The sequence below is a fragment of the Xanthomonas sp. LMG 12462 genome, from assembly GCF_009192885.1.
Classification (GTDB): domain Bacteria; phylum Pseudomonadota; class Gammaproteobacteria; order Xanthomonadales; family Xanthomonadaceae; genus Xanthomonas_A; species Xanthomonas_A sontii.
On record NZ_NMPP01000071.1, the window covers coordinates 1 to 20,894 of the forward strand.

General features: G+C 69.5%; 18 protein-coding genes, 1 pseudogene and 1 riboswitch. Of the genes and pseudogenes, 11 read left to right on the forward strand and 8 right to left on the reverse strand.

Going from position 1 to position 20,894, the window contains the following annotated elements; all coding sequences use genetic code 11:
* Both CEK69_RS15760 and CEK69_RS15765 read right to left on the reverse strand, forming a co-directional pair.
* Positions 1-114 (reverse strand): annotated as a pseudogene (locus CEK69_RS15760) (fluoride efflux transporter CrcB); the annotation flags it as partial.
* Between the two features lie 110 nt (positions 115-224).
* A riboswitch (Fluoride riboswitch) is annotated at positions 225-294 on the reverse strand.
* Position 295: 1 nt separating this feature from the next.
* On the reverse strand, positions 296-1,669 hold the full coding sequence (locus CEK69_RS15765) for a replication-associated recombination protein A (RefSeq protein ID WP_152246614.1): 1,374 nt from the start codon (positions 1,667-1,669) through the stop codon (positions 296-298).
* Between the two features lie 104 nt (positions 1,670-1,773).
* On the opposite strand from CEK69_RS15765, the gene dmeF reads away from it, so the two are divergent.
* Positions 1,774-2,841 carry a CDF family Co(II)/Ni(II) efflux transporter DmeF gene (gene dmeF, locus CEK69_RS15770; protein WP_152246616.1) on the forward strand — a complete coding sequence of 356 codons (1,068 nt, stop codon included), beginning with the start codon at positions 1,774-1,776 and terminating at the stop codon, positions 2,839-2,841.
* A gap of 51 nt (positions 2,842-2,892) precedes the next feature.
* Here the strand turns inward: dmeF and lolA are convergent, their stop codons facing one another.
* From lolA to CEK69_RS15785, 3 genes are all read right to left on the reverse strand, one after another.
* Complete coding sequence (gene lolA / locus CEK69_RS15775; protein ID WP_152246618.1) at positions 2,893-3,519, reverse strand: outer membrane lipoprotein chaperone LolA; 627 nt, start codon at positions 3,517-3,519, stop codon at positions 2,893-2,895.
* Between the two features lie 84 nt (positions 3,520-3,603).
* Complete coding sequence (locus tag CEK69_RS15780) at positions 3,604-5,403, reverse strand: DUF3857 domain-containing transglutaminase family protein (protein WP_039727722.1); 1,800 nt, start codon at positions 5,401-5,403, stop codon at positions 3,604-3,606.
* 200 nt (positions 5,404-5,603) lie between these two features.
* On the reverse strand, positions 5,604-7,961 hold the full coding sequence (locus tag CEK69_RS15785) for a DNA translocase FtsK (RefSeq protein WP_017913921.1): 2,358 nt from the start codon (positions 7,959-7,961) through the stop codon (positions 5,604-5,606).
* Between the two features lie 287 nt (positions 7,962-8,248).
* Between CEK69_RS15785 and trxB the strand changes: the two genes are divergently transcribed.
* From trxB to infA, 4 genes are all read left to right on the forward strand, one after another.
* Positions 8,249-9,217 (forward strand): thioredoxin-disulfide reductase, encoded by a 969-nt coding sequence (trxB, locus tag CEK69_RS15790; RefSeq protein WP_010341722.1) that lies wholly within the window; start codon positions 8,249-8,251, stop codon positions 9,215-9,217.
* Between the two features lie 114 nt (positions 9,218-9,331).
* Positions 9,332-10,456, forward strand: a complete 1,125-nt coding sequence (locus CEK69_RS15795; RefSeq protein ID WP_152246620.1) for a GNAT family N-acetyltransferase — start codon at positions 9,332-9,334, stop codon at positions 10,454-10,456.
* A 22-nt stretch (positions 10,457-10,478) separates the two neighbouring features.
* A complete protein-coding gene (aat, locus tag CEK69_RS15800; protein ID WP_148828693.1) occupies positions 10,479-11,216 on the forward strand; it encodes a leucyl/phenylalanyl-tRNA--protein transferase in 738 nt (245 codons plus the stop codon).
* 92 nt (positions 11,217-11,308) lie between these two features.
* Positions 11,309-11,527 carry a translation initiation factor IF-1 gene (gene infA, locus CEK69_RS15805; RefSeq protein WP_004425677.1) on the forward strand — a complete coding sequence of 73 codons (219 nt, stop codon included), beginning with the start codon at positions 11,309-11,311 and terminating at the stop codon, positions 11,525-11,527.
* Between the two features lie 130 nt (positions 11,528-11,657).
* Here the strand turns inward: infA and clpA are convergent, their stop codons facing one another.
* Positions 11,658-13,940, reverse strand: a complete 2,283-nt coding sequence (gene clpA / locus CEK69_RS15810; RefSeq protein ID WP_043091985.1) for an ATP-dependent Clp protease ATP-binding subunit ClpA — start codon at positions 13,938-13,940, stop codon at positions 11,658-11,660.
* Positions 13,941-14,063: 123 nt separating this feature from the next.
* The gene (gene clpS / locus CEK69_RS15815) at positions 14,064-14,384 is read right to left on the reverse strand and encodes an ATP-dependent Clp protease adapter ClpS (protein ID WP_010341728.1); all 321 of its coding nucleotides are present in this window, start codon (positions 14,382-14,384) and stop codon (positions 14,064-14,066) included.
* 76 nt (positions 14,385-14,460) lie between these two features.
* On the opposite strand from clpS, the gene CEK69_RS15820 reads away from it, so the two are divergent.
* The 6 genes from CEK69_RS15820 to CEK69_RS15845 all read left to right on the forward strand — a co-directional run bounded on the left by CEK69_RS15820 (position 14,461) and on the right by CEK69_RS15845 (position 18,954).
* Complete coding sequence (locus CEK69_RS15820; protein ID WP_152236881.1) at positions 14,461-14,964, forward strand: hypothetical protein; 504 nt, start codon at positions 14,461-14,463, stop codon at positions 14,962-14,964.
* Positions 14,964-15,422: an NUDIX hydrolase gene (locus tag CEK69_RS15825; protein ID WP_017908262.1), complete on the forward strand. Its 459-nt coding sequence runs from the start codon at positions 14,964-14,966 to the stop codon at positions 15,420-15,422. The genes CEK69_RS15820 and CEK69_RS15825 overlap by 1 nt, the downstream gene beginning before the upstream one ends.
* Entirely contained in the window at positions 15,419-16,561 is a 1,143-nt protein-coding gene (gene mnmA / locus CEK69_RS15830; protein ID WP_152246622.1) for a tRNA 2-thiouridine(34) synthase MnmA, read from the forward strand. The genes CEK69_RS15825 and mnmA overlap by 4 nt, the downstream gene beginning before the upstream one ends.
* Entirely contained in the window at positions 16,558-17,172 is a 615-nt protein-coding gene (gene hflD / locus CEK69_RS15835; RefSeq protein WP_017908264.1) for a high frequency lysogenization protein HflD, read from the forward strand. Before mnmA ends, hflD begins: the two co-directional genes overlap by 4 nt.
* 161 nt (positions 17,173-17,333) lie before the next feature.
* On the forward strand, positions 17,334-18,524 hold the full coding sequence (locus CEK69_RS15840; protein WP_017908265.1) for a methyl-accepting chemotaxis protein: 1,191 nt from the start codon (positions 17,334-17,336) through the stop codon (positions 18,522-18,524).
* Positions 18,525-18,654: 130 nt separating this feature from the next.
* Positions 18,655-18,954: a hypothetical protein gene (locus CEK69_RS15845; protein ID WP_152246624.1), complete on the forward strand. Its 300-nt coding sequence runs from the start codon at positions 18,655-18,657 to the stop codon at positions 18,952-18,954.
* Positions 18,955-19,564: 610 nt separating this feature from the next.
* Here the strand turns inward: CEK69_RS15845 and CEK69_RS15850 are convergent.
* A complete protein-coding gene (locus CEK69_RS15850; RefSeq protein WP_010341738.1) occupies positions 19,565-20,884 on the reverse strand; it encodes a nitrate/sulfonate/bicarbonate ABC transporter ATP-binding protein in 1,320 nt (439 codons plus the stop codon).
* Positions 20,885-20,894 lie beyond the last annotated feature (10 nt).

The following is a 20,894-nucleotide window of genomic DNA, read 5'->3' on the forward strand; positions in this document are numbered from 1 at the left end:
GCCGGCGCCGTAGCGCTGCAGCAGCGCACTGCCCACCGCGAAACGCAGACCGGAGCCGACCGCACCGCCGGCCATCGCCAGCAGCAATTGCTGCCACCACAGGGTCAGGTTCATGCGCGCCTCCGCGAAACGAACGCGGGAGCGGCAGCAGAAAAACGAGAAGGAACGGGCATCGGATTCTCCACAAGGACGATGCCGGGGCGCACGCCTGCCACCCCGGCGGGGGTTGGGCAGGCATCATCAGCGCGCAATGCTGCGGGCGGTTCGAGGAGGAATGCCATCTCCTGTACGCCGATTATGAAGCCGATCGCCCGGCCTTGTCAGCCCGCGCCTGCTCGCGCGCGGCGCGCAGGCGATCCAGCTTGTCCTTGAGCTTGATCTCCAGGCCGCGTTCCACCGGCCGGTAGTAGACGCGCTCGCCCATCGCATCGGGAAAGCCGGTCTGGTCCAGGGCGATGCCGCCCTCGGCATCGTGGTCGTACTGGTAGTCGGCGCCGTAGCCCAGGGTCTTCATCAGCTTGGTCGGCGCGTTGCGCAGATGCAGCGGCACCTCCTGGGTGCCGGTCTCGCGCACTTCGGCCTTGGCCTGGTTGAACGCGGCATAGCCGGCATTCGACTTGGCGGTGCTGGCCAGGTACAGCACCAGTTGCGCGAAGGCCAGTTCGCCTTCGGGGCTGCCCAGGCGCTCGTAGATATCCCAGGCTTCCAGCGCCATCGACTGCGCGCGCGGATCGGCCAGGCCGATGTCCTCGATCGCCATGCGGGTCAGCCGCCGCGCCAGGTAGGACGGATCGCAGCCGCCATCGAGCATGCGCGTGAGCCAATACAGCGCCGCGTCCGGATTGGAGCTGCGCACCGACTTGTGCAGCGCCGAGATCTGGTCGTAGAACTGCTCGCCGCCCTTGTCGAAGCGGCGGGTGCGGTCGGCCAGCACCTGCTGCAGGGTCTGCGCGGTGATCTCGCCGCCCTCGTCCTGGGCCAGTTCGGCGGCGATTTCCAGCAGCGTCAGCGCGCGCCGCACGTCGCCATCGGCGGCGCCGGCGATCTCCAGCAGCGCCGCATCGGACACCCGCAACGGCTCGGCGCCGAGCCCGCGTTCGGAATCGTGCAGCGCCCGCTGCAGCGCCTCGGCGATGTCCTGCGGCGACACCGCCTCCAGCACGTGCACGCGGCAGCGCGACAGCAGCGCCGAATTCAGCTCGAACGAGGGATTCTCGGTGGTGGCGCCGACGAACAGGATGGTGCCGCGTTCGATATGCGGCAGGAACGCGTCCTGCTGCGCCTTGTTGAAGCGATGTACCTCGTCGACGAACAGCACGGTGCGGCGGCCATCGGCGAAACGCTGCGCGGCCTCGGCCAGCACCAGCCGCACCTCCGGCAGGCCGGACAGCACCGCCGAGATCGCCTTGAACTCGGCCTCGGCGTACTGCGCCAGCAGCAGCGCCAGGGTGGTCTTGCCGCAGCCCGGCGGCCCCCACAGGATCATCGAATGCACCCGGCCGGACGCGACCGCGCGGCGCAGCGCACTGGTCGGCGCCAGCAGGCGCTTCTGCCCGACCATCTCGTCGAGCGTGCGCGGGCGCATGCGCTCGGCCAGCGGGCGCATGGCCTCGCGGTCGACGCTCAACAGGTCGGGGGTATCGGAAGCGAAGGGTCTGCGTTTGGCCATCTGCCCATTCTATCGCCGCGGCCCGTGGACGCCTTGCCGCAATCCTGCGTGGCACCGACGCCAGCGCTAGAATCGCGGCGCCTCCCTGCCCGGCCGACCCCGCCATGAGCCACCACGACACCCTGGACGCGTTCACCCATCAGCACGACTTCCTCGGCATGCGCCACGAGCGCAATGCGCGCCGGACCTGGTCGGTGGTGGCGCTGACCGCCGCGATGATGCTCGTGGAGATCGTCGCCGGCTGGTGGACCGGCTCGATGGCGCTGCTGGCAGACGGCCTGCACATGGCCACCCATGCCGGCGCGCTGTCGCTGGCCGGCTTCGCCTACTGGTTCGCGCGCCGGCACCGGCACAACCCGCGCTTCAGCTTCGGCACCGGCAAGGTCGGCGACCTGGCGGGCTTTTCCAGCGCGCTGATCCTGGCGCTGATCGCCCTGGGCATCGGCGTGGAGTCGGCACTGCGCCTGGCGCAGCCGGTCCATATCGCCTACGACGAGGCCCTGTGGATCGCGGCACTGGGCCTGCTGGTGAACCTGCTCAGCGCCTGGATGCTGGGCGCCGACCACCATCACGATCATGGACACGGACACGGCGATCATCACGACCACGATCACGGCCATGCCCACGCCGCGCACCGGCATGACGACCACGATCATGCGCACGGTCACGACCATCCCCACCCTCACGATCACCACGGTCACGCGCACGCCCATGCCGCGCCCGCGCACAGCCACGACCGCCACGCGCACGCCGATCACAACCTGCGCTCGGCCTACATGCACGTGCTGGCCGACGCGCTGACCTCGGTGATGGCGATCGTCGCCCTGTTGCTGGCCAAGTACCTGGGCTGGACCTGGACCGATGCGTTGATGGGCATCGTCGGCGCCATCGTCATCGCCCGCTGGTCGCTGGCGCTGCTGCGCGACACCGGCGCGGTGCTGCTCGACGCCTCGGCGCCGGCGGCGCTGCAGGCGCAGATCCGCGACCGCCTGCAGCAGGACGACGAGCGCATCGCCGACCTGCACGTGTGGCGGGTCGGCCCCGGCCAGCATGCGGCGATCGTGTCGCTGGTGACGCACAAGCCGCGGCCGGCGGCGTTCTACCACGCGCGCCTGCAGGGCGTGGCCACGCTGGGCCACGTCAGCATCGAAGTGCAGGCCTGCCCCAACTGAGCGGAAAGGCCGCCGCGCACCGACCCGGCGCGCGGCGGCGGGGCGGCCGGCTCAGCGGTCGCCGACCACGTCCACGTCCTTGTCCGGGACGTAGCGGAAGGTGCCGGCGGCGAAGGCCGGATTGCGCTTCCAGTCGCTGAAGCTGATGTCGGTGCGCTGGCCGACCGGGTCGACCACTTCCATGCGCGCCAGGCCGTTGCGGTCGAAGCCGAGCTTGGCCATCTGGAAGCTGGCCTCGGTGTCCACCTTCGGGGTCATGGTCAGCCACTGCAGCCCGTCGCGGGCCACGGCCTCCTCGCTGACGTCGTACTGGCGGTCGAGCCGGCCCGGATCGATCAGCGCGGTCAGCGGGCTGTTCTGTTCCTCGCTGCCCTGCGCGCGCACCGTGGCCTGCTTCAGGTCCGGGTCGTAGACCCAGACCTTGCTGCCGTCGGCGACGATCAGCTGGGTATACGGCTTGCGGTACTCCCAGCGGAACAGGCGCGGCGCCGACAGCGCGACGCGGCCGCTGGAGCTTTCCTTCAGCGTGCCCTTGCCGTCGTAGACCTTCTGCGCGAACTGGCCGTCCAGGCCCTTCAGCCCGCGGGTGAAGGCGGTGAGGTCCTCGCGGGCGCCGGCGAAGGCGGAGCCGGCCAGCAGCGCGGTGGCGAGGACGGTGTAGCGGAGTGTGCGAAACATGCGGATGGGTTTCCGGATGGAGTGTGGGAAGTGTGACGCGCCGCGCCTGAATAGGCGATCAGAGGATGGCCGGCCGCGCCAGGTCTACGGCCCGGTCTGCATCCGGCTGAGGTCGCCGTACAGGATCTGGCCGCGGAAGCCGCGCCGCACCTGCTGGTACAGCTCGCGGAAGGCGGCGTAGTCCTGCGGCTGGCACAGCGCCGCCGGCCCGTGGATCGCGCGGCGGTGCAGCGTATGCGTGGCGGTCACGGTCTGCCCGTCGCGCACCCAGGTCGCGGCGTACTCGCCGGCGGCGTTGCGGAAATGCGTGTCGGCCGGAATCGCGATGATCGGCACGCTGTCCGGGAAGGTCAGCCGGTAGGTCTCGCTGCGCGCGTTGTCGTTGCAGTAGAACGGGGTCAGGTTGCGCTCGGCCGAGGCGGTGCTGTAGACCCCGCGCACCGAATCGGCGCCGGGCATCAACGGCAGGCTCATGCCACCGACTACGCCGAAGTCGACGTAGTCGTGGGCCTGGAAGCGGTAGGCGTAGCCGAACGGCCGGCTCAGGTCCTGCGGCGTGCCCTGCAGCAGCAACTCGCCGCTGCCGTCGAAGCCGGACGCGGCGACGATCGACTCCTCGATGCGGGTGCGGTTCTGCGCGTTGAGCTGCACGAACATCGTGCGCAGGCCGACCTCGCCGACGTCGCCGCTATCCAGCCGGGTGATGCCGCTGACGCCGCCGTCGGCGTCGAAGCGGTAGTCGGTCTCGGCCAGGTAGCGGTTGCGCTTGGCGTCGTCCGGCGGCGTGCGCGCTACGGTGCCGTCGGCCGTGTGCAGCACCGGCGCGCCCAGATCGCCGGCAGGCAACTGGCCGAAACGCGCGTATGGGCTGGTCGAATCCACGTACAGCTTGAACTCGGGCAGATAGGTGATGGCGTGGTTGAACCGGCCCAGCACCGGCACCTCCGGCAGGGTCGGCCCGCCCTGCGCGCCGATCAGCACCGGCGTACTGGCGATGCCCTTGGCCGCCAGCAGCGCTTCCAGCACCACGGTGTGGTCCTTGCAGTCGCCGTAGTGGTTGTCGAGGATGCTGTCGGCGCTGTTCGGCTGCAGCCCGCCGTTGCCCAGGTACACCGCCACGTAGCGGATGTTGCGCGCCACCCACTCGTACAGCGCCGCGGCCTGCGCGCGGCGATCGACGATGCCGGCGGTGATCTGCTCGGCGCGGGCGCGCACCTTGGGCGTGACCTGCGCGGCGGCGGCACTGCTGTGCTGGTAGGCCTGGGCCATCTGCGACCAGCGGCGGAAACTGCTGGCCATGATGGTCGGGCTGAATTCCCAGGTGGCCGCCGACCAGTTCTGGCTCTTCATCGGCTCGCGGCGGCTGTAGCGCCACTCCCAGCGGGCCTGTTCGCCGTCGATCGTCGGCGTATCGCTGCCCTGCACGCCGCGCGTGTACAGGTGCATCTGCAGGCGCCGCGGCGCCACCAGGGTCACCGTGGCGTCGTCGTACTGGGAGAACACGCTGAAGGTCTCCCACAGGCTGAAGTAGCCGGGGAAGTACGGCACGTTCTGGGTGCGCCGCACCCGGTACACCAGGCGCGCGCCGGGCATCAGGTTGGGGAACACCACCACCTTGACCTTGCGGTCGGCGTACATCGCCGCCGTCGCGCTGGAATAGCTCTCCTGGGTATAGATCTTGTCGGCCGGCACGTCGTGGCGCAGCCCGTCCGGCGTCAACGTGTAGGCGGCCAGCACCTCCAGCGTCTCCAGCTTCTCGCTGTAGCCCAGCCGCACCTGGCTGAACTGGTCGACGCCGGCCTTGGTCTTGAGCAGCAGCTCGTACTCGTCGGTCTCGACGCTGGTGGCGTCCTCGCGCACCTCGTAATCGGCGCGGTAGCGCACGTAGCTGTAGTTGTTGCTGACCACGGGGGCAGTCGCCGCGCCCGCGGTCTGGTCGGCATTGGAATGCGCGGCCGGCGCCGGTTGCGCGCCGGCGAGGCCGGACAGCGCCAGCAGCGCCGCGCCGAACAGCCAGCGCGAGGCGCGCGCAGGCCTCCGGTCAGGCAGACGCCGGCCACGGCCGGCGGACGGCGCGGTGCGCGTCACTTCGGCGGCGGCGGCGCCAGCACGCTGCGGTCGCCGTTGTGTTCGGGCGGGCTGACCACGCCGGCGGCTTCCATCGCCTCGATCAGCCGCGCGGCGCGGTTGTAGCCGATCTTCAGCCGCCGCTGCACGCCGGAGATCGAGGCGCGGCGGGTCTCGGTGACGATGCGCAGGGCCTCGTCGTACAGCGGGTCGGATTCGTCGCCGCCACCGCCGCCGGCTTCGGGCAGTCCGGTGGCGCCGATCACGGTGCCGTCGCCCATGGTCTGCACTTCGTCGAGCACGCCCTCGATGTAGTCGGCCGGGCCGCTGGCCTTGAGGTGCTCGACCACCCGGTGCACTTCCTCGTCGCTGACGAAGGCGCCGTGCACGCGGTCCGGCATCGCCGTGCCCGGCGGCAGGTACAGCATGTCGCCATGGCCCAGCAGGGTCTCGGCGCCGGACTGGTCGAGGATGGTGCGCGAGTCGATCTTGGAGCTGACCTGGAAGGCGATGCGGGTCGGGATATTGGCCTTGATCAGGCCGGTGATCACGTCCACCGACGGGCGCTGGGTGGCCAGGATCAGGTGGATGCCGGCGGCGCGGGCCTTCTGCGCCAGGCGCGCGATCAGCTCTTCGACCTTCTTGCCGACGATCATCATCATGTCGGCGAATTCGTCGATGAAGATGACGATGAACGGCAGTGTGTCCAACGGCCTCGGCGCCTCGGCCAGGTCCGGGTTGGGCTTGAACAGCGGGTCCATCAGCGGCTGCCCGGCGTCCTGCGCATCCTTGACCTTCTTGTTGAAGCCGGCCAGGTTGCGCACGCCGACCGCGCTCATCAGCTTGTAGCGGCGCTCCATCTCGGCCACGCACCAGCGCAGGCCGTTGGCGGCCTCCTTCATGTCGGTGACCACCGGCGCCAGCAGATGCGGGATGCCCTGGTAGACGCTCAGTTCGAGCATCTTCGGGTCGATCATCAACATCCGCAGGTCCTTGGCCGAGGCCTTGTACAGCAGGCTCAGCACCATGGCGTTGACCGCCACCGACTTGCCCGAGCCGGTGGTGCCGGCGACCAGCAGGTGCGGCATGCGCGCCAGATCGGCCACGGTCGGGCGCCCGGCGATGTCCTTGCCCAGGGCCAGGGTCAGCGGGCTGGCCGACTTGTCGTATTCCTTAGAGCGCAGCAACTCGCTGAGATAGATCATCTCGCGGCTGACGTTGGGGATCTCCAGGCCGATCACCGACTTGCCCGGGATCACATCGACCACGCGCACCGACTTCACCGACAGGCCGCGGGCGATGTCCTTGTCCAGCGAGCTGATCTGGCTGACCTTGATGCCCGGCGCCGGTTCGATCTCGAAGCGGGTGATGACCGGGCCCGGATAGGCGCCGACCACCTGCGCCTCGATGCGGAAATCCTTGAGCTTGAACTCGATCTGCCGCGACAGGGTTTCCAGGGTTTCCTCGGAATAGCCCTTGGCCTGCGGCTTGGGGTCGTCCAGCAGGGCCAGCGGCGGCACCCCGGACGGGTCGCTGCCGGTACCGTGGAACAGCGGGATCTGCTGCTCGCGCTTGGCGCGCTCGCTCTTCTCCACCACCGGCGCCGGCGGCGGCTCGATCTTGACCGGCTCGCGCTTGGCGCGCTGCACCGCGTCGACCTTGCGCACTTCCTCGCGTTCCTCGCGCATGGCGCGGGTCTGCTGCCATTCGTTGGCCTGCTGGGTGCCGCGCCGGGCCAGCGCCGGCAGGGTCATCACCGCCTTGCCGATGCGCTCCATCACCGCGAACCAGGACAGCCCGGTGGCCAGGGTCACCGACACCAGCAGCAATACCAGCACGAACAGGTTGGCGCCGAGCGCGCCGAACCCGGCGCCCAGCGAATTGCCGACCAGCTTGCCGAGGATGCCGCCGGCGCCGGCCACGTCGCCGGCGAACAGGCGCAGGTGCAGCAGCCCGGTGGCGGCGATCAGGAAACCGACGATGCCGACCAGGCGCAGCGCCGGGCCGAGGTCGGCCTCGCCATCGCCGTCCTGGTCCATGCCGAACAGCGCGATCCAGGAGATCGCGCCGATCACCACCGGCAGCAGGAAGGCCACGTAGCCGAACAGTTGCAGCAGCACGTCGGCGATCCAGGCGCCGAACTTGCCGCCCATGTTGTGCACCGGCGCGACCACGCTGCCGGTATGCGACCAGCCCGGATCGGTCGCCGAGTACGTGGCCAGGCTGGCCAGCAGGTACAGCAGCAGCGGCGCGATCGCGATCAGCGCCAGATCGCGCCACAGCTTCTGCCGGCGTGGGTTGGGCGCGGCGCCCTGCTTGCGTGCCGCCGCATTGGCGCCCTGGGTTTTGCCGCGTTCCGGAACCTGCTTCGCCACGCTATGACCAGACCTTAGAAATGCATCGTTAGTGATTGATAATAAACGAATCGCCCTTGCATTTCAGCAGGCGGTACCTGAATCGTCCGGACTTGCGCAGGCCGATGCTGGCAGCGCCCGATCGAGGCGGGCAACGACGCGCGAAACCCGAAGTCTGTCGCCGCGGGCCGCAGCGTTTCCGCCACGCGGCTTGATTCGTTCCAGGCCGGCCGCCACTCTATGCGCCTTCGCCGGAACCCGCGCAATGCCGCGTTTCCGCCGCCATTTCACCCTGTTCGCGAGTATACATGAGCCCCTCTGCCGCCAATTCCGCCAAGCATTCCCGCCTGCTGATCCTGGGTTCCGGCCCGGCCGGCTGGACCGCCGCGGTCTACGCCGCGCGCGCCAATCTCAAGCCGGTGGTGATCACCGGCCTGCAGCAGGGCGGCCAGCTGATGACCACCACCGAGGTCGACAACTGGCCCGGCGACCCGCACGGCCTGATGGGCCCGGACCTGATGGCGCGCATGCAGGCGCATGCCGAGCGCTTCGAGACCGAAGTGATCTTCGACCACATCCACACCGCCGACCTGTCGCAGCGCCCGTTCCGGCTCAGCGGCGACAGCGGCGACTACACCTGCGACGCACTGATCATCGCCACCGGCGCCACCGCCAAGTACCTGGGCATTCCCTCGGAAGAGGCGTTCAAGGGCCGCGGCGTGTCCGCCTGCGCCACCTGCGACGGCTTCTTCTACAAGGACCAGGACGTGGTCGTGGTCGGCGGCGGCAACACCGCCGTGGAAGAGGCGCTGTACCTGTCCAACATCGCCCGCAAGGTCTACCTGGTGCACCGCCGCGACACCCTGCGCGCGGAAAAGATCATGCAGGACAAGCTGTTCGCCAAGGTCGCCGCCGGCAAGATCGAGACCGTCTGGCATCACCAGGTGGACGAGGTGCTGGGCAACGAGGCCGGCGTCACCGGCGTGCGGGTCAAGTCGGTGCAGGACGGCAGCACCCGCGACCTGGAGGCGCACGGCTTCTTCGTCGCCATCGGCCATCACCCGAACACCCAGCTGTTCGACGGTCAACTGGCGATGCACAACGGCTACCTGGAGATCCGCTCCGGCCTGGGCGGCGCCGCCACCGAGACCTCGGTGCCGGGCGTGTTCGCCGCCGGCGACGTCGCCGACCAGCACTACCGCCAGGCGATCACCTCGGCCGGCTTCGGCTGCATGGCCGCGTTGGACGCCGAGCGCTATCTGGACAAGGGTGCCTGAGTCCGCGCACGCCTTGAACTGCCGGCGTCAGGCCGGCAGCGGCCGTGCGCCCGCGCGCGCGGCTGGTGACGCCAGCCGCCGCTGCGCCGCCTTCCACCGCGAGCAGCGCCGGCGATGAGCCGGATCCGCTGGCTGCACCAGCTCGATGCGGTCACCGCCGCCGACTGGGACGCCCTGCACGACGGTCGCAATCCCTTCGTCGCCCACGCCTTCCTGGCCGGCCTGGAGCAGCACGGCTGCCTGCGCCCGGACTGGGGCTGGAGTCCGCTGCATCTCACCGTCTGGGACGGCGAGGCGCTGGTCGCGGCGGCGCCCGGCTACGTCAAAAGCAACTCGCACGGCGAATTCGTGTTCGACCATGCCTGGGCGCATGCCTACGCGCGCTACGGCCAGGACTACTTCCCAAAGTGGCTGTGCGCGGTGCCCTACTCGCCGGTGACCGGGCCGCGACTGCTCGCCCGCGACCTGGCGGCGCAGCAGGAACTGCTCGCGGCCATGCGGGCGCTGACCGAGCGCACCGGCCTGTCCTCGGCCCACGTCAATTTCCACCGCGCCGACGAGGACGCCGCGTTCGGCACCGACTGGCTGGAACGCAACGACGTGCAGTACCAGTGGCACAACGACGCCGGCTGGACCGGGTTCGATGATTACCTGGGCGCGATGGACCACAAGCACCGCAAGAACATCCGCCAGGAGCGGGCCAAGGTGCAGCGCGCCGGCATCGGCTTCCGCGTGCTGCACGGCGACGAGGCCAGCGCCGCCGACCTGCAGGCGATGCACGGCTTCTATCTGCGCACCTTCGACGACTACGGCAATTCGCCGGCGCTGACCCTGGACTTCTTCTCGCATCTTGCGCGCACGATGCCGCGCAACCTCTTGATCTTCCTCGCCATCCATGACGGCACGCCGGTGGCCGGTGCGTTCTGCCTGCGCGGCGGCGACACCTTGTACGGCCGCTATTGGGGCGGCGAGCCTCTGCCCGGCCTGCACTTCGAGACCTGCTACTACCAGGGCATCGAGTACTGCCTGCGCGAGGGCCTGACCCGCTTCGAGCCGGGCGCGCAGGGCCAGCACAAGATCGCCCGCGGCTTCCTGCCGCGGCTGGTACGCAGCCGCCACTGGATCGCCGACCCGGGCTTCCGCGTGCCGTTGGCCGAGTGGTGCGCGCAGGAGCGCGCCGAGGTGCGCCAGCACGCGGCGGCGCTGCAGCGCCACTCGCCGTTCCGCCACGACGCCTGAGGCATCGGCTACGCTGCCGGCGATGCGTCGTCTCCCTGTCCTGCTCGCGGCCGATCCTGCCGCCCCGTTCCCGCCGCCGTCCAGCGCCCTGCGCGAGCCGGACGGCCTGCTCGCGGTCGGCGGCGACCTGTCGCCGACGCGCCTGCTCGCGGCCTACGCCCAGGGCATCTTCCCCTGGTACTCCGACGGCGAGCCGATCCTGTGGTGGAGTCCGGACCCGCGCACCGTGTTCCGCAGCGACGGCGTACGCCTGTCCTCGCGCTTCCGGCGCAGCCTGCGCCACTGTCCGTGGACCGTGCGCGCCGACACCGCCTTCGCCCAGGTCATCGATGCCTGCGCGCAACTCCCCCGCCGCGGCCAGGACGGCACCTGGATCACCGCGCCGATGCGCGACGCCTATCTGGCCCTGCACCAGGCCGGCCACGCACATTCGGTGGAAGTGTTCGACGGCGACGAGCTGGTCGGCGGCATCTATGGGGTGGCGCGCGGGCGCATGTTCTTCGGCGAGAGCATGTTCAGTGCGCGCAGCGGCGGCTCCAAGGTCGCGCTGGCGGCACTGGCGCGGCGCCTGCACGGCTGGGGCTGGCCGCTGATCGACGCGCAGGTGGAGAACGACCACCTGCTCAGCCTGGGCGCCGAGCGCTGGCCGCGTGCGCGGTTCCTGGACACCATCGCGCCGCTGGTGGCGGCGACTGCCGAGACCGCGCCGTGGACGCTACGCTTCGGCACCCTGGCGGCCGCGGAACTGGCCCAGGGCTGAGCGGGATTAACGCAAACTTTGCATGGCGCGGCCCAGGCGAGTAAAATCCTCGCTCTTCAGGCCTTTGGCCGTTCCGAATCGCACAGGATTACATGTCGAAAGACGACTCCATCGAATTCGAAGGCACCGTCAGCGAGACGTTGCCCAATACCACGTTCCGGGTCAAGCTGGAAAACGGGCACGAAATCATCGCCCACATCTCCGGCCGCATGCGCAAGAACTACATCCGCATCCTGACCGGCGACCGGGTGAAGGTCGAAATGACCCCGTACGACCTGACCAAGGGTCGCATCACCTACCGCATGAAGTAATCCGCCCCGGGCGGACATGAAGAAGGCGGCCACTGGCCGCCTTTCGCGTCTGCAACGATGGAACGACGGTGACCTCGCCAGGCGGCTGCAGCCTCTGCAGCCGCCTTTCGTCGTGCCTGTCGGCCCGGCCTCAGTCCACCGTCGCCGGCAGCAGGCGCTCCGGCTCGGCCTGGGTCTCCACCACCAGCTCGCCGTCGCGCACGTCGATGGTGACGCGGCCGCCGTTGACCAGCTTGCCGAACAGCAGTTCGTCGGCCAGCGGACGCTTGACCTTGTCCTGGATCACCCGCGCCATCGGCCGCGCGCCCATCAGCGGGTCGAAGCCGTGCTGGGCCAGCCAGTCGCGCGCGGTCGGGGTCGCCGACAGCGACACGTGCTTCTCCTGCAGCAGCATCTCCAGTTCGATCACGAACTTGTCGACCACGCGCAGGATGTGGCTGAAGGCCAGCGGCTGGAACTGCACCACCGCGTCCAGGCGGTTGCGGAACTCCGGGGTGAAGCTGCGGCGGATGATCTCCATCGCATCGGTGGAATGGTCCTGCTGGGTGAAGCCGATCGAGCGCCGCGAGGCCTGGGTGGCACCGGCATTGGTGGTCATCACCAGGATCACGTTCTTGAAGTTCGCCTCGCGCCCGTTGGTGTCGGTGAGCACGCCGCGGTCCATGACCTGCAACAGGATGTTGAAGATGTCCGGATGCGCCTTCTCCACCTCGTCCAGCAGCAGCACGCAGTGCGGAGTCTTGACGATCTTCTCGGTCAGCAGGCCGCCCTGGTCGAAGCCGACGTAGCCCGGGGGCGCACCGATCAGGCGGCTGATCGAATGCGGCTCCATGTACTCGGACATGTCGAAGCGCACCAGCTCAATGCCCAGTTGCAGCGCCAGCTGCTTGGTGACCTCGGTCTTGCCCACGCCGGTGGGGCCGGCGAACAGGAAGTTGCCGATCGGCTTTTCCGGATTGGCCAGGCCCGAGCGCGCCAGCTTGATCGACGAGGCCAGCGTCTCGATCGCCGGATCCTGGCCGAAGATCACCATCTTCAGGTTGCGCTCCAGGTGCTGCAGCACGTCCTTGTCGGTGGCGCTGACCTGCTTGGCCGGGATCCGCGCCATCTTGGCGACGATGGTCTCGATCTCCTCGATGTCGATCAGTTCCTTGCGCTGGCCTTCCGGCAGCAGCCGCTGGCGCGCGCCGGCCTCGTCGATCACGTCGATCGCCTTGTCCGGCAGCAACCGGTCGCCGATGTGCTTGACCGACAGGTCCACCGCCGCCTGCAACGCGTCGTCGGCGTAGGTCACGCCGTGGTGCGCCTCGTACTTGGGCTTGAGGCCCTGCAGGATCTCGAAGGTTTCGCCCACGGTCGGCTCGACGATGTCGATCTTCTGGAAGCGCCGCGCCAGGGCGCGGTCCTTCTCGAAGATGCCGCGGTATTCCTGGAACGTGGTCGAACCGATGCAGCGCAGCTCGCCCGAAGACAGCGCCGGCTTGATCAGGTTGGAGGCGTCCATGGTGCCGCCGGAGGCGGAACCGGCGCCGATGATGGTGTGGATCTCGTCGATGAACAGCACCGCGTTGGGCACCTTCTTCAGCGAGGTCAGCACGCCCTTCAGGCGCTTCTCGAAGTCGCCGCGGTATTTGGTACCGGCGACCAGCGCGCCCAGGTCGAGCGAGAAGATCACCGCGTCGGCCAGCACCTCAGGCACCGTGCCCTCGACGATGCGCTTGGCCAAGCCCTCGGCGATGGCGGTCTTGCCGACGCCGGCCTCGCCCACGTACAGCGGGTTGTTCTTGCGGCGGCGGCACAGCACCTGGATGGTGCGCTCGATCTCGTCGGCGCGGCCCACCAGCGGGTCGATGCGGCCGTTGCGGGCCTGCTCGTTCAGATTGGTGGCGTACTCGGCCAGGGCATCGCCCTTGGGCTCGCCCTCGCCCGCCTCGCCCTTGGGCTCGCCGTCGGACGGCGCGGCGTGCTCGCCGTCCTCACCCATCTTGGCGATGCCATGGGACAGGTAGTTGACGATGTCCAGGCGGGTGATGTCCTGCTGGTTCAGGAAGTACACCGCGTGCGAGTCCTTCTCGCCGAAGATCGCCACCAGCACGTTGGCGCCGCTGACTTCCTTTTTGCCCGAGGACTGCACGTGGTAGACCGCCCGCTGCAGCACCCGCTGGAAGCCCAGGGTGGGCTGGGTGTCGCGGCCATCGTCGTCGGCCAGGCGCGCCACCGAGGCTTCGATGGCCTGTTCCAGGTCGCCGCGCAGGCGGTCGACGTCGGCGCCGCAGGCCTTGAGCACGGCCTGGGCGGAGGGATTGTCGAGCAATGCCAACAGCAGGTGCTCCACCGTCATGAACTCATGACGGGCTTCCCGGGCGCGCTTGTAGCACTGGCCGATGGTCTGCTCGAGATCTTTGCTGAACATGGTGTACTCCGACGTCTGTTGCCGACAATATGTGGCTTGAGTTGCGAATTTCCACAACCCTATCGGATCAGTGTGTTCACACCGCGTTAGTCCGGGCAAACCGGTGACCGACGCCTCCCACTATCAGGCTTTTTCCATCGTGCACAACAGGGGATGCTGGTTCATCCGCGAGAACTCGTTCACCTGAGCTACCTTGGATTCAGCCACCTCGCGGGTATAGACCCCGCACACCCCGCGGCCGCGGGTATGCACGTGCAGCATCACCTGGGTGGCGCGCTCCAGGTCCAGGGAGAAGAACTGCTGCAGCACGGTCACCACGAAGTCCATCGGGGTGTAGTCGTCGTTCAGCAGCAGCACCTGATACATGGGCGGGCGGGCGACTTCCGGCTTGCCGGTCTCCACCATGACGCCATGATCGTGCTCGGGGGAATTCTTGCGGGGCATCCGCCCATTATATACGGGGGTCGCCGGCCAGGATTGGACGATCGCCGGCCCTGCCCGCACAATTCCCCTCCTTTCGATGGCGCTCCGCATGCATTCGACGATGTTCCCCAAGCTTCCGCTGCTCGCCGCGCTGCTCGCCGCCACCCTGCCGGCCGCCGCCGAGACGCCGGATGCGGCGCTGGGCAAGCGCCTGCAGGCGCTGGGCTACGACGTACAGGCGGACGAGGACGGCGACTATCAGGTGCTGTTCGGCCTGCGCGACCACGGGCAGGAGCGCAAGCAGCTCACCTATGTGCGCTCGCCGGTGGAGACCTTCGGCAGCTACCGCATCCGCGAGGTGTGGTCGCCGGCCTACCAGGCGCAGGGCGACAGCCTGCCCGCCAAGGTCGCCAACCGGCTGCTGGAGGATGCGCAGTCGGACATCCTCGGCGGCTGGGTGCGCCAGGGCGGCACCGCGGTGTTCGTGGTCAAGATCCCCGCCGATGCCGACGATGCGGCGCTGCGCGAAGCACTGGAGGCGGCCGCGCGTGGCGCCGACGCGATGGACGCCGAACTGAACGGCGGCAAGGATCTGTTCTGATGACGGCGGCCGCGGAACCCTGGCAGCCGGACGTGACCGTGGCCACGGTGGTGGTGCGCGACGGACGCCTGCTGCAGGTCGAGGAAGCCATCGCCGGTGCGCTGGTGTTGAACCAGCCGGCCGGCCACCTGGAGCCGGACGAGAGCCTGATCGAGGCCGCGGTGCGCGAGACGCTGGAGGAAACCGGCTGGCAGGTGCAGCCGACCGCGTTCATCGGCGCCTACCAGTGGAAGGCCGACACCGGCCGCCACTACCTGCGCTTCGCCTTCGCCGCCGATCCGGTCGCGCACGATGCGCAGCGGCCGCTGGACACCGGCATCGTGCGCGCGCTGTGGATGACCCCGGCCGAACTGGAGGCCGAAGCGCCGCGCTGGCGCAGCCCGCTGGTGTGGCAGGTGGTGGCCGACTACCTGGCCGGGCGCCGCTACCCGCTGGATCTGCTGCGGCAGGTGGCATGAGCGGTGCAGCGGTCATGGTCGGGGTCTCCGGCGGCGTGGATTCGTCGGTGGCGGCCTGGCAGCTGGTCCAGCAGGGCGCGGCGGTGTCCGGCCTGTTCATGCAGAACTGGGCCGACGACGGCAGCGGCGACTGCCGCGCCGACGACGACCGCCGCGATGCGGTGGCGGTGTGCGGGCGACTGGGCATCCCCTTCCATTTCCGCGACTTTTCGCAGGAGTACTGGCAAGGCGTGTTCGCGCACTTCCTGGCCGAATATGCCGCCGGGCGCACGCCCAACCCGGACGTGCTGTGCAACCGCGAGGTCAAGTTCAAGCATTTCCTGGACGCGGCGCGCGAGCTCGGCGCCGAGCGCATCGCCACCGGCCACTACGCGCGGGTGGACAGCCTCGGTGGTCGCTGGCGGCTGCTGCGCGGGCTGGACCGCAACAAGGACCAGAGCTACTTCCTGCACCAGCTGGGCCAGGCGCAACTGGCCGCGACCCTGTTCCCGGTCGGCGAACTGCCCAAGGAACAGGTGCGCCGCATCGCCCGCGAAGCCGGCCTGCCGACCCACGCCAAGAAGGATTCCACCGGCATCTGCTTCATCGGCGAACGCGATTTCCGCGAGTTCCTTGGCCGCTACCTGCCGGCGCGGCGCGGCGAGATCCGCGACCCGCACGAGCAGGTCGTGGCCGAGCATCCGGGGGTGTTCTATTTCACCCTGGGTCAGCGCGAGGGCCTGAACATCGGCGGGGTACGCGGCCGCGCCGCGGCACCGTGGTACGTGGTCGGCAAGGACGTCTCCCGCAACGTGCTGTACGTCGACCAGGACCGCGACAGTCCCTACCTGATGGCCAACGGGCTGCAGTCCGAGGCCGCTCACTGGATCGCCGGTGCGCCGCCTGCGCAGCGCTTCGAGTGCACCGCGCAGACCCGCTATCGCCAGGCCGACGAGCCCTGCACGGTCGAGGTCGGCGACGACGGCACCCTGTCGGTCCGCTTCGCGCGCCCGCAGCGCGCCGTCACCCCCGGGCAGTCGCTGGTGCTGTACCTAGGCGAGGAATGCCTGGGCGGCGCCGTGATCGCCACCACCGATGCCCCGCTGGAGCGCCGCCTGGCGCAGCAGGCCCCCGCCGTACACGAGGACCCCATTCGATGACCGATTCCATGGACGCGCGCATGCTGGCGCTGGCGGGCATGGCCCAGGCCCTGCAGCAGGTGCGGCGCATCGCCGAGACCGGCCAGTCCGAGGCGTCGCTGGTGCGTACCCTGCTCGACAGCGTGTTCCGCATCGACGCGCCCAGCCCCGAAGCGGTCTATGGCCGCCGCGCCGACCTGGCGCCGGGGCTGCGCCTGCTGCACAACTACTTCCGCAACCAGGGCCAGGACGAGGTGCTGCCGCGGCTGGCGCTGGCGGTGATCCAGCTGGAACGGCGCTTCGCCGGCGATGCCGAGACCGACGCCAAGGTCGATGCCGGCCTGGCCCGGATCGCGCCGCTGCTGGAGCGCCATGCCGACAGCACCCACCCCGAGGTGATCGCGGCGTTGGGCCAGCTCTACGCCGACACCATCAGCCACCTGCGCCCGCGGGTGATGGTGCAGGGCAACCCGCATTACCTCGGTCAGGCCGGGGTGGTGGCGGAGATCCGCGCGCTGCTGCTGGCGGCGGTGCGTTCGGCGGTGCTGTGGCGGCAGATGGGCGGCAGCCTGTGGGATTTCCTGCTGGCCAAGCGGCGCATGCGCGAGACCGTGGACCGCGCCTTGCGCTGAGTCCCCGGGGTGCCGGCGCCGGGCCGGCAGCGCGCCGCCCGCGGTGGTTCTGCGACGCGGATCGTACGAATGTCGGCAGGTTTCGATGATCCGCGCACCACGTTGCTAAAGACCCGGGGGGGGCGGCCGATACAGCAATCGTGAATCTGCCGAGAACTTCCATGTACTCACGCCTCCTGATCCGTCTGGCCGCCCCGCTCGCCCTGACGCTGCTGTTCCCCATCGCCGCCGGCTTCGATTGGCCGGCCCCGGTCCGTTGGGCCATCCTCACCACCATGACGCTGAGCTGGCTCGGTTTCGCCGGCTGGACCGCGTACAGCCAGAGCCGGCGCTCGCCGGAGCAGGCCAAGGTCATGCGCGAGCAGGACCACCTGCTGACCGAGCTGCGCAGCTTCGTCGGCAACGAGATCGAGGGCTCGCGCTCGGAGATCGAACGTGCCCGCGAACTGATCCGCCAGGCGGTCAGCGGCCTGGGTGGCAGCTTCGAGGCGATGAACCGCAAGTCGCGGCAGCAGAGCGTGGCGCTGGCCCGCATCGTCGACCGCGCCGGCGAAGACGGCGGCGCCGGGGTGGACGTGGCCCGCTTCGCCCAGCATGCCAGCCAGCGCATGGAGCAGCTGGTGGAGGCGCTGGAGCAGGTCAGCGGCCAGAGCAGCACCACGGTGCACTACATCGACGACATGTCCCAGCACCTGGACGGCATCTTCGCCCTGCTGGAGGACGTCAAGTCGATCGCCGACCAGACCAACCTGCTGGCACTGAACGCGGCGATCGAAGCGGCGCGCGCCGGCGAGGCGGGCCGCGGCTTCGCGGTGGTGGCCGACGAGGTGCGCAACCTGTCCGAGCGCTCGACCACCTTCAACGAGCAGATCCGCAAGCTGGCGCACAGCTCCAAGGACGCCATCGCCAAGGTCCGCGAGACGGTCTCGAACATGGCCTCCCGCGACATGGACCGCTCCCGCGAGGCGCGGGCCGAGGCCGCGGCGATGCTGGACAACGTGGCCGCGATCAACCACTCGCTGGGCGACGGCATGCGCGAGATCTCCGAGTGCGGCCGCGCCATCGACAGCAGCGTCGCCGAAGCGGTGCGCGCCCTGCAGTTCGAGGACATCGCGACCCAGGCCCTGGGAGGCGTGCACACCCACCTGGACCGCCTGACCGCGATCAACCGCGAGGCCGTGGCGCTGCAGGAACTGCTGCACCGCAATGGCGGCGTGTTCGACCACGAACTGCTCGACGCCCTGCAGCGGGTCGGCAACCGCCTGCGCGACATGCGCACCGAGTGGGAGCGTCCGCCGCACAAGCCGGTGGCGCAGCAGAGCATGGGTGCCGGCACGGTCGAGTTGTTCTAAGTCCGCCTTGTCGCGCTCCGCGCCATGAACCGACGAGTCCCCGGCCCCTGCCGGGGCTTGTCGTCTCTGCCCTTCCCGTCCGGCCCCGTCGATGTCGATGCATCTCCAGTCCCTGTCCCGAGTTGCGGCCATGTCCTGCGATGACAGCAGCAGCGCGCACGCGCCTGCGTCCGAGCCGGTGGCCGCACCCGGCATCCGGCCGGTGACCGCGCCGCGCCAGCCCGGCCACGCTCTGCGACGGCTGGAAACGCTGGCCCAGGCCGAACTGCGGCAGTTGCTGATCGCACGCGCACCGGCGCAGCAGGACGCGCGCATCGCCGACCCGGTCTGGGCCGGCCTGGCCTGGGACATGGGCCTCAACGGCAGCGCGGTCGCCGCTGCCGGCACGCCGGCGCCGCTGGTGCACTTTCCGCTGTACGACGGCGATTGAGTCGATCGCGGCGGTTGCGTTGGCATCGCGCGGTGCCTGATGTGACAGCGCGCTCGGGGCGCCGCGCTAGAGAGTCACCCGGCCCCAATCTCTCGATTTTGCTTGCTGCAGGAGGCCGGGCAGCCCTTGCATTCTTCGCGGCTGCAGGAGCGGCTTCAGCCGCTAAAGGCGGTACCGGAAATGCTCCTGTCGCGGCTGAAGCCGCTCTTGCGAGGCGACGGCTGGTTTCACTGAACCACGGCAACAAGCAGCGATGCGCGATGCCATTCGGTCGCGGAACGCGAGCGACACATGCTTGGCCGGCCGCCTGCAGTCGGGACTGAAGTCCCTCCCACAACGACTCCGGCCAGATCGCGACATCGTTGCTGCAAAGGCGCATTCGGCGGCGAGCTACGACACATCGACCGACCGGCGTCGCATCCAGGCGCGCGCCTGAACCCTTCTCCCACCGGCCGTGGGCGAGCGTCACTGTGGGAGCGACTTCAGTCGCGACGCGCGATGCCGTCCGGCGCTTCGATGCGCCTGCAGTCGGGACTGAAGTCCCTCCCACAACGACTCCGACCAGATCGCGACATCGTTGCTGCAAAGCGCATTGGGCGGCGAGCAAGGTTCAGCTCGGATTCTCCAGCGAGAACAGGTCCGCCTGCTTGTCGTAGGCGAAGTACTCGGCGTAGCGCGCCCAGCTGGTGACCGCCTGCACGGTCTCCGCCGCGTAGGCCTCGGACATGTGGTCTTCCAGTTCGTCGCGGAAGCGGCGCGCCGGCGCGTGATGCGCCGGGCGTTCGTCGAGCACGCGGCGGATGTGCGCGGCCAGCGGCACGTAGGTGGCCAGGTGCTGGGCGAACAGTTGCTTGCGCGCATCGGTGCCCAGCTCGGCGAAGCGCTGCCCGGCCGGGGTCAGCTGCAGGTCGCCCTGTTCGAACACGGCGAAACGCAGCAGTTGCAGGGTTTCGGCGATCGGGAACAGTTCGTCCACTTCCAGCTGCAGGCCGGCCGCCAGCGGCGGCAGGTCGGCACGGCCGTGGTAGGGCTCGGCCGCCACCGCTTCGATCAGGCCGGCCAGCAGGTTGCTCGACACGCGTGGCAACACCATGGCGATGCCGCTGCCCGGGAACACGCCCTCGCGGGTCTGCGGCCGCTGCGGGCTGGCGGTCATGCGCGCATAGATGTCGTCGACCAGGGCGCGGAACGCCGGCGCCAGGCGATTGCGCGGCTGCGGCAGGGTCACTTCGATCTCGCCGATCACCCGCCCCGGATTGGCGCCGAAGATCACAATGCGATCGCACATCAGCACCGCCTCTTCGATGTTGTGGGTGACCATCAGGATCGATTCGATCGGCATGCGCCCTTCCGACCACAGGTCGAGCAGGTCGGTACGCAGGGTCTCGGCGGTCAGCACGTCCAGCGCCGAGAACGGTTCGTCCATCAGCAGCAGCTTCGGCCGCACCACCAGCGCCCGCGCCAGGCCCACGCGCTGGCGCATGCCGCCGGACAGTTCCTTCGGGTAGGCGCCCTCGTAGCCGTCCAGGCCGATCAGGTCGATCGCCGCCAGGGCGCGCCGGCGGCGCTCGTCGGCGGCCACGCCGCGCGCCTCCAGGCCCACTTCCACGTTCTGCAGCACGGTCAGCCACGGAAACAGGGCGAAGCTCTGGAACACCATGGCGATGTCGTCGGCGACCTGGCCCGGCGCGGCATCGCGGAAGGCGATGCTGCCGGCGCTGGGCTGCAGCAGCCCGGCGATGGCGCGCAGCAGGGTCGACTTGCCCGAGCCGGAACGGCCGAGCAGGCCCACGATCTGCCCCGAATGCAGGGTCAGGTCGACGTCCTCCAGCACCACCAGCGGCGTCGCCCCGCCCTTGTCGTAGGTCTTGCGCACACCCTGCACGCGGACCAGCGGGGCGCGCTCGGGCACGCTTGCGGAATAGCTCATGGTCGGTCTC

Excerpts from the sequence above, each read along its gene's own strand:
- CEK69_RS15765 (WP_152246614.1), bottom strand. The coding sequence starts at position 1,669 with ATGGCCAAACGCAGACCCTTCGCTTCCGATACCCCCGACCTGTTGAGC.
- dmeF (WP_152246616.1), top strand. The coding sequence starts at position 1,774 with ATGAGCCACCACGACACCCTGGACGCGTTCACCCATCAGCACGACTTC.
- lolA (WP_152246618.1), bottom strand. The coding sequence starts at position 3,519 with ATGTTTCGCACACTCCGCTACACCGTCCTCGCCACCGCGCTGCTGGCC.
- trxB (WP_010341722.1), top strand. The coding sequence starts at position 8,249 with ATGAGCCCCTCTGCCGCCAATTCCGCCAAGCATTCCCGCCTGCTGATC.
- CEK69_RS15795 (WP_152246620.1), top strand. The coding sequence starts at position 9,332 with ATGAGCCGGATCCGCTGGCTGCACCAGCTCGATGCGGTCACCGCCGCC.
- aat (WP_148828693.1), top strand. The coding sequence starts at position 10,479 with ATGCGTCGTCTCCCTGTCCTGCTCGCGGCCGATCCTGCCGCCCCGTTC.
- infA (WP_004425677.1), top strand. The coding sequence starts at position 11,309 with ATGTCGAAAGACGACTCCATCGAATTCGAAGGCACCGTCAGCGAGACG.
- clpA (WP_043091985.1), bottom strand. The coding sequence starts at position 13,940 with ATGTTCAGCAAAGATCTCGAGCAGACCATCGGCCAGTGCTACAAGCGC.
- clpS (WP_010341728.1), bottom strand. The coding sequence starts at position 14,384 with ATGCCCCGCAAGAATTCCCCCGAGCACGATCATGGCGTCATGGTGGAG.
- CEK69_RS15820 (WP_152236881.1), top strand. The coding sequence starts at position 14,461 with ATGGCGCTCCGCATGCATTCGACGATGTTCCCCAAGCTTCCGCTGCTC.
- CEK69_RS15825 (WP_017908262.1), top strand. The coding sequence starts at position 14,964 with ATGACGGCGGCCGCGGAACCCTGGCAGCCGGACGTGACCGTGGCCACG.
- mnmA (WP_152246622.1), top strand. The coding sequence starts at position 15,419 with ATGAGCGGTGCAGCGGTCATGGTCGGGGTCTCCGGCGGCGTGGATTCG.
- hflD (WP_017908264.1), top strand. The coding sequence starts at position 16,558 with ATGACCGATTCCATGGACGCGCGCATGCTGGCGCTGGCGGGCATGGCC.
- CEK69_RS15840 (WP_017908265.1), top strand. The coding sequence starts at position 17,334 with ATGTACTCACGCCTCCTGATCCGTCTGGCCGCCCCGCTCGCCCTGACG.
- CEK69_RS15845 (WP_152246624.1), top strand. The coding sequence starts at position 18,655 with ATGTCCTGCGATGACAGCAGCAGCGCGCACGCGCCTGCGTCCGAGCCG.
- CEK69_RS15850 (WP_010341738.1), bottom strand. The coding sequence starts at position 20,884 with ATGAGCTATTCCGCAAGCGTGCCCGAGCGCGCCCCGCTGGTCCGCGTG.